Annotated in this window: 1 protein-coding gene; it reads right to left on the reverse strand. The window is 48.0% G+C overall.

All coding sequences use genetic code 11. The features are described 5' to 3' along the window. Positions 1 to 1,276: 1,276 nt before the first annotated feature. Complete coding sequence (locus AC1DUA_RS35090; protein WP_477504136.1) at positions 1,277 to 2,008, reverse strand: alpha/beta hydrolase; 732 nt, start codon at positions 2,006 to 2,008, stop codon at positions 1,277 to 1,279. Between the last annotated feature and the right edge of the window lie 72 nt (positions 2,009 to 2,080).

Below are 2,080 nucleotides of genomic sequence, written 5' to 3' on the forward strand. Positions count from 1 at the left end.
AAGTGGATGAATAGCTGAGAATAGCTGCAGTAATTGGAGTTAAGTGGTTTGAAAGTAGCTAAAGTTTAAGTGAGCTCAAGTATCTCAAGTATCTCAAGTGAGTCGAAGTGGCTCCGAGTAGCGCGAAGTAGCCTAAGTACCCGAATGAGCCAAGTACCCCGAGTGAGCTTATTTAGCCAGAAGTATCCCAAGTAGCACGAAGTGGCCAGAAGTAGTGCGTATTAGCCTAATTAGCCGAAGTAAGCCCAAGCATCCTAAGTAAGTTGAAATAGCCTAACTAGCGCGAAGAAGCTCCAAGCAGCATAAGTGGCCAAAGTAGTTCGAATTAGCCGAAGCAGTCCGAGTAGCTAAACTAACCCAAGTAAGCTGTGCCCCAAGTGTCCCAAGTGAGCCTAAGTAGCCAGAAATATCCCAAAGTAGCACGAAGTTTGCTCGAGTAAGCCGAAGTAGCCAAATTAGCGCGAAGTAGCTCCAAGCAACATAAGTAGCCAAAGTAGTTCGAATTAGCCGAAGCAGTCCGAGTAGCTAAACTAGCCCAAGTAAGCTGTGCCCCAAGTGCCCCAAGTGAGCCTAAGTAACTAGAAATATCCCGAAGTAGCTCGAGTAAGCCGAAGTAGTCTAACTAGCGCGAAGTAGCTCCAAGCAGCATAAGTGGCCAAAGAAGTTCGAATTAGCCGAAGCAGTCCGAGTAGCTAAACTAACCCAAGTAAGATGTGCCCCAAGTGCCCCAAGTGAGCCTCAGTAGCCAGAAATATCCCAAAGTAGTACGAAGTAGCTCGAGTAAGCCGAAGTAACCTAAGGAGCGCGAAGTAGCTTCAAGCAGCACAATCAGCCAACGTACCAATTATCCCAAGTAGCCAGAAGTAGCCCCAAGCCAAGAAACAACAAGTACCTCCTTCGCCTAGCCTCCAGGTTCCAAAGAGACGGCGCTTTAGGACCGCGGCTGAACAGAGGGAAAATCTACCGTTAATTTGGTCTGCGAAGCGGCAGTGTACGAATTAGCAGGAAAAACCGCATCTAAATCGTGGGTAGCTGGCCTCAATCAGCAAGATTTGATGAAATTAGAGGTAGAAAATCCAGTTATTTGGGAAAAGGTGGAGGAATTGTAGAAAATAGCTGGAGAAATTGGCGTTAAGTAGCCCAATGCCCTCGAAGTACCCGAATGTACCCGAAGTACCCCCGAAGTACCCCCGAAGTACCCCCGAAGTACCCCCGAAGTACCCCCGAAGTACCCCAAGGTACCCTCAATTACGCCCGACCCTCCCTTCCCCTAGTTTCACCCCAGGAAATAATGAAGCGCCGCGCTCAATTCCCCTTGCCAGAATCCCCACAAATGCTTGCCGGGTTTCTCGATATAATGAAGCACCGTATTTTTACTTTCCAAATCCTCTTTGGCCAAACGATTTTCTCTGACGAAGTCAAAAGTTCCTCGCTCGGTTTTGACATCAGTTTCATCCAAGCCAATCAGCATGTACATTTCAAGCCAAGATAAATCGTCTAACGCTTTAAGGCGTTCACGAGTAATGTCGAAAAATGCGCCAGATAAGGATATAACGCGGCAAAAAAGGCTAGGATAATCTAAGGCGAGATGCAAGGAAACGGTCCCACCGAGAGAATCACCTGCGACAATGCGTTCGCTGCGTTCCGTCCGTACAGGATAACGGCTTTCCACATAAGGGAGCAGCTCCTCTGCGAAAAAGCGACAGTAAGCGTCATGACGCTCACCTTCCGGCGCATATTCGGATGTGCGGTTAGCTGCGTTCACATCCACGCCTACCACAATAGCTGGCTCCAGGTCTTCATCTAATATGCAGCGGGTAATCGTCGTGGCAATGCGTCCGAAATTAAAGAATTGCTCGCCATCTTGGCAATAGATAACCGGATAGGAGAGCAGCTCATTGTAACCGGGAGGCAAATAGATGCGAAGCGGGCGTGTTTCTTGAAGCAGGACAGAGGTGAGTTCATCTTTCACAATCGTTCTTTGATAGTAGCGAGCGTCATCAGACATCAAGTTATCTCCTTTTATCCTAATGGGGGAAAATGGTATGTGAAGCGTAAGTTGGCATTGATTTGGGTAAGG

The sequence above is a fragment of the Paenibacillus sp. 01T422 genome (genome assembly GCF_056398785.1).